General features: G+C 42.6%; 7 protein-coding genes. 4 read left to right on the forward strand and 3 right to left on the reverse strand.

The window, feature by feature from the left end:
• Together CWC03_RS23695 and CWC03_RS22245 are read left to right on the forward strand one after the other, a co-directional pair.
• The coding region (locus CWC03_RS23695; RefSeq protein WP_212748165.1) for a hypothetical protein at positions 1-222 on the forward strand (222 nt) is incomplete at its 5' end.
• Between the two features lie 10 nt (positions 223-232).
• A complete protein-coding gene (locus tag CWC03_RS22245; RefSeq protein ID WP_128728598.1) occupies positions 233-796 on the forward strand; it encodes a phosphoribosyltransferase in 564 nt (187 codons plus the stop codon).
• A gap of 58 nt (positions 797-854) precedes the next feature.
• Here the strand turns inward: CWC03_RS22245 and CWC03_RS22250 are convergent, their stop codons facing one another.
• The gene (locus CWC03_RS22250; RefSeq protein WP_010607695.1) at positions 855-1511 is read right to left on the reverse strand and encodes a Crp/Fnr family transcriptional regulator; all 657 of its coding nucleotides are present in this window, start codon (positions 1509-1511) and stop codon (positions 855-857) included.
• Positions 1512-1795: 284 nt separating this feature from the next.
• Between CWC03_RS22250 and CWC03_RS22255 the strand changes: the two genes are divergently transcribed.
• Entirely contained in the window at positions 1796-2014 is a 219-nt protein-coding gene (locus CWC03_RS22255; protein WP_138583708.1) for a YgjV family protein, read from the forward strand.
• On the opposite strand, the gene CWC03_RS22260 is transcribed toward CWC03_RS22255, so the two are convergent.
• A complete protein-coding gene (locus CWC03_RS22260; protein ID WP_138583709.1) occupies positions 2005-3645 on the reverse strand; it encodes an amidohydrolase in 1641 nt (546 codons plus the stop codon). The two genes, CWC03_RS22255 and CWC03_RS22260, sit on opposite strands and share 10 nt — an antisense overlap.
• Positions 3646-3753: 108 nt before the next feature.
• On the opposite strand from CWC03_RS22260, the gene CWC03_RS22265 reads away from it, so the two are divergent.
• Complete coding sequence (locus CWC03_RS22265) at positions 3754-4254, forward strand: DUF1543 domain-containing protein (RefSeq protein ID WP_138583710.1); 501 nt, start codon at positions 3754-3756, stop codon at positions 4252-4254.
• Positions 4255-4271: 17 nt separating this feature from the next.
• Here CWC03_RS22265 and CWC03_RS22270 read toward each other — a convergent pair whose 3' ends face one another.
• The gene (locus CWC03_RS22270; protein WP_010379194.1) at positions 4272-4499 is read right to left on the reverse strand and encodes a hypothetical protein; all 228 of its coding nucleotides are present in this window, start codon (positions 4497-4499) and stop codon (positions 4272-4274) included.
• Positions 4500-4840 lie beyond the last annotated feature (341 nt).

Genomic DNA, 4840 nt, shown 5'->3' on the forward strand with positions numbered 1-4840 from the left:
GCTATGCAGGTGTCTGTTCAAACGGCGATCTTTAACTTTAGGATACGGCTCCCCAAATCAAAAAATGAAAATAAAAAGACACTATTATTGCAGCATTTTATTGCGCTTTACGTTAAAATATTCGGTTATACCAATCACACAAGTGCCTATAGCTTGCAAATAATTGTAATTGGTATCAATTGGCAGCACTTGCTGCTTGTCACCATCACACGGGCTTCCTAACGGGGTATTTATGTCAGATAAGTGCTATATCACAGCGCAACAATTGCTAGAAGATTCATTTCGCTTAGCCGCTAAAGTTTATGAAGACGGGTTTAGACCTGACTTTATTATCGGTATTTGGCGTGGTGGTGCGCCTATTGGTATCGCAGTTCAAGAATACTACGATTACAAAGGCATAGAAACTGATCATATCGCAGTGCGTACTTCTTCTTACTATGGCATTGGTAAGCAATCTAAAGAAATCAAAGTACACGGCCTGCATTACATCGTTGAAAATGCAAATGCTGGCGACTCATTACTAATCGTTGATGATGTGTTTGACTCTGGTCGCAGCATTTTTGCGTTGAAAGAAAAGCTTGCAGAGCTAATGCGTTTGAACTTGCCTAGCGATATTCGCGTTGCTTGTCCATACTACAAGCCTGCAAATAAAAAAGTGCCAATGACACCAGACTACTTTATCCACGAGTCTGATGAGTGGTTGGTATTCCCTCACGAGCTGTCAGGTTTAACACCGGAAGAATTAGTGGATGGAAAGTCAGACTTAGCAAATATTAAACACCTATTTGCAAAATGAGTTAATCAGTACTCCAGGGCGAGCAAGTACTCGCCCTAGATATCCTTATCGAGAAAGATTAAGCTTGCGCGAAGCTATCAACAAAATCCTCAAGCGCATCAACATCGACTGGCTTTAAGCCTTCACTACTGCGTACTATCAAGCCCTTTTCGACCAATTCACTGACCACCCGACGATATGCACGCTCAGTGGTCGCAAATCTTTCGGCTTCAGCACTTACCGTTGAGTAGGCACGAAGTAAAGTTGGATTTGAATTCTCTGCACGTAATAAGCAATCTTTAGCGATGTTGTAGCTAAGCGGGAGCAGCAACTTGTCTAAATTTATCTTTTGATTTTCAGTAAACTTAGCGGCGATGGTCTGCGCGGTATACAGGCTCAGTTCCGGTTGCTCTAGCAGTAATTTTCGCCAATACTTTAGCTCAATGAGGTGATAGGTTACATCACTCAAGCAAGTCACGGTATAAATACAAGGCTGGTGATTCAGCGCTTCGATTTCACCAATTAGCGTGTTGTTACAGTCCAGCTGACCGAGCAATAAGCGGCGGCCGTTACCGACATCATAACTAAAAGACACAGTACCACTGGTCACCAATATGAGTTTACTCAATGGTTCATCTTGGTGGATCAAGACTTCTTTTTTGCTGTGCTGAAAACTATTACCAGCAAAAGCGAGTAACTGTTCGACCAAATTGGTTGAAAAATGATATTGAAACATCTAGATGGCTCTTCGGACAAATGTCCTATTTATTAAACTATAATGACGTTAGCATGAATTTTTCAGTTTTACGCTAACTCACACCGTTTAAGTAGTATCGGTTTTATCTCAGCGCTGTGGCGAAGAATTTAATAAACGATATTACCATTAAACCCCCACTTCCCGTGTTAGAGCTAATTTATTGGTGCTAATTTCTAGGGGCTTGTGGGTTAGCCTTTTTATTCTGCTCGATACGTAAATCCGAGCATAAACTATATGCTAACGCAACTTAGGGGAGAGGACAAATGAGTTGGGAATATTTAGGCTATTTAGCCTCTGCTTTTTTGGTCGTTTCTTTGATGATGAGCGATGTTGCTAAGTTGCGTTGGTTCAATTTAATGGGCTGTATTTGTTTTACCGCCTATGGCGCACTTATCCAAGCTTGGCCGGTGGCATTAACTAATGGTCTATTGGCACTAGTTAACACCTACCACTTGGTTAAATTACAAAAAAATCAACGCTGATATTTCAGTTCACCTGCAATCCACGTCTGCTCGACTTTAATATCATCAATTTTATCTTCGGTTACGGTAAAGTAATCTTGGTCGATTAAAATAAAATCGGCCCACTTTCCTTGTTCTAAACTTCCCAGTTTATATTCTTGAAATGCAGCATAAGCAGCATCAACAGTAAATGCTTGGAGTGCTTGTTCTCTGGTTAGCTTTTCTGTTGGGCGCCAGCCATCTTTGGGTAAATCTTGATGGTCTTGTCTGGTGATAGCGGCATGCAGGCCATGGAAGGGGTTTGCAAGCTCTACCGGAAAGTCAGAACCCGCCGCCACTCTACTTCCTTGCTTTAAGAATGTTTGCCAGGCGTAAGCGCCGCTAAGTTGTTTGTCGTCTAGGCGCTTTTCAGCCATATGCATATCAGATGTGGCATGCACAGGCTGCATTGATGGAATGATATCTAGCTTCTTAAAGCGGGGGATATCATCCGGATGGACAATTTGTGCGTGCTCAATACGATTTCTGAGCAGTCTGCCACCTGCTTTTTTAAAAACGTGTTGGTATGAGTCGAGCACGATGCGATTCGCTCTATCGCCAATGGCGTGCGTGTGTGCGCTGTAGCCGCTGCGTATGGCTTGGGTGATCAATGCTTCAAGCGTCGCTTGATTTTCGAGCATCAGCCCTTTGTGGCCTTTGCGATCATGATAGTCGCGAATAAGTGCCGCACCTCGGCTGCCAAGTGCACCATCAGCATAAATTTTTACACTACGAATAGAGAGTTGATCTCGTGTATCTTTGATTACTCCGGCGTCTAACATCTCCGCGAGTTTGGGGGAGCTTGCACTGAGCATAGCGTAGACGCGTAGAGGCATTGAGTGTTCCTTGGCGCGTGCTTGGTAAACCTGCCACGTGGTGTGGTCAATCCCAGCATCATGAGCTGAGGTAATGCCTAAACTCAGCAAGTGTGCTCCGGCTTTATTCAGCGCCTCGTTTACCTGAGAAACCGACTGAGCAGGGACATGAGTGCGAATAAGATCTTCTGCCTTGTCGATAAAAATCCCGCTCGGCATACCGCTATTCAGTGTAATGATTTCACCGCCTTCAGGCGTCTTTGTTGATTTCGAAATGTTGGCAAGCGCCATCGTCTTTGAGTTTACCCAAATAGCATGACCATCTACTCGAGTGAGCATGACGGGCTTATCTTTTACGTATTTGTCGAGATCGGCTGCGGTTGGGAACTGTCCGCCAGGCCATAAGGTTTGATCCCAGCCTCGACCTATTATCCATTCACCTTCATGGGCTTTTGCGTAGTGGCTAAGCCGCTTTCCTACTTCTGCAATGGTTTTGCTACCGCGCACGTCGAGTGTGAGTAAATTATTGCCAAGGCCTATGATATGACCGTGCGCATCAATTAAACCAGGTAATAGGGTTTTTCCCTCACCATCAAACTTAGTTGCACTCGGGTATTGGGCGCTGAGATCCTTTGGACTCGTTTTTACGACTTTACCGTCTTTAATGACCAAAGAAGAAAAGCGCTCAACTTGCTGTGATTTAGTCGGTGTATAACCATTTACATTGTGAATTAAGGTTACTTGAGCTGTTGATGACAGGCTAAAGCTAGCCAAAAGCGCGAGGAATGTTTTTTTCATTATATTGTCCTTCACTGAGAATGTTTATTCAGAATAATCATCTAACTCAATAAAGCCAAGTCTTTGAGTTGAGAGTATACTTGGGTTTTAAAGGAGTGGAGAGTCAAAGTGAAGTTGTTTGTTGTATACCTAGGTGGCCGTATTCAAGGTTGCCATATTGAAATGCATGATGTGCGCTTTGTCGCGGCAAATACAATTGAAGAAGCTTATCCCAAATTAAAGCAGCAATGGGTTGGTGATAAAAACTCGGTGCATATGGACAGCTACACAATCATTGAACATGCCGATGGCTATGCCATTGAACTTACTGAAGAGCGAGTTGAGCAAGCTGAGCATTTGTACTTTGTGAACTTGGGGGGATATAAGCCGGATAGTTTAGCTGAGGCGCATGACTTTGGGCTGTTCGTTGCAACGAGTGCACATGAAGCAAAAGAGAAAGCAAAAGCGTATTTGCTTAGTGGCTTTAGTCATATTCATAAAGACGATTTACATGATGTAGATGACTGCTTTACGATTGATTTATTTGATCAAAAATTAAATATCAAGCTCACCCACAGTGGCCAATCAACACCGCTTACCCCGTTGTGGTTTGGTTATCATCCTCTATAGCCAATGTGAGGGATACTTTAGCCCTCACCCTCATTGTTTTCATCGTTATCTGCTTTTATGGCTATTTTAATAGCGACAATCACGACGGCAAACATTAAAAACGGCAGTGCAGCTAGAGAGTACTCGACGATGTGGCTATCTTTGTAGCTAGGTTGCAAAATAAAATGGCCACCCACACACATTAAGATCACTACAAACAGCAAAGGTAGCATCATAATCTCTTTGTTCTTTTTGTGTTTTTTCATTCTGAACTCAGCTAGTTATTCTTTCATTGAATGGTGATCACTCTCTCACACACAGTGCAAAAAAGCTTTGATCGAAATCAGTGCGGCGGATTATACCAATTCACTCTGAGTTAGAAATAAAATTCATGAGTTTATACCAATTGTATTAATTAAATGAGCTATTTGAAGCGGAGAAATAGCTTTAGTAGCACCGCTCTCGCGTCCTGCTACCGCTAAGGTACCTATATCCATATAGGCAAGGCAAAAATTTTGCTATTTAGTTGTTCTAAATGAGAAATTTTTAACGAAGCTAATATGCTATTTCACCCTTCAAATTGATTAGAGAATTAATTCAATTTGTT

Origin of the sequence: Pseudoalteromonas sp. S2755 (assembly GCF_005886535.1) — a bacterium.
Classification (GTDB): Bacteria; Pseudomonadota; Gammaproteobacteria; order Enterobacterales; family Alteromonadaceae; genus Pseudoalteromonas.

Bases quoted from the DNA above. Each gene is read 5' to 3' on its own strand.
- CWC03_RS22260 (WP_138583709.1), bottom strand. From the start codon at position 3,645: ATGAAAAAAACATTCCTCGCGCTTTTGGCTAGCTTTAGCCTGTCATCA.
- CWC03_RS22250 (WP_010607695.1), bottom strand. From the start codon at position 1,511: ATGTTTCAATATCATTTTTCAACCAATTTGGTCGAACAGTTACTCGCT.
- CWC03_RS22255 (WP_138583708.1), top strand. From the start codon at position 1,796: ATGAGTTGGGAATATTTAGGCTATTTAGCCTCTGCTTTTTTGGTCGTT.
- CWC03_RS22245 (WP_128728598.1), top strand. From the start codon at position 233: ATGTCAGATAAGTGCTATATCACAGCGCAACAATTGCTAGAAGATTCA.
- CWC03_RS22270 (WP_010379194.1), bottom strand. From the start codon at position 4,499: ATGAAAAAACACAAAAAGAACAAAGAGATTATGATGCTACCTTTGCTG.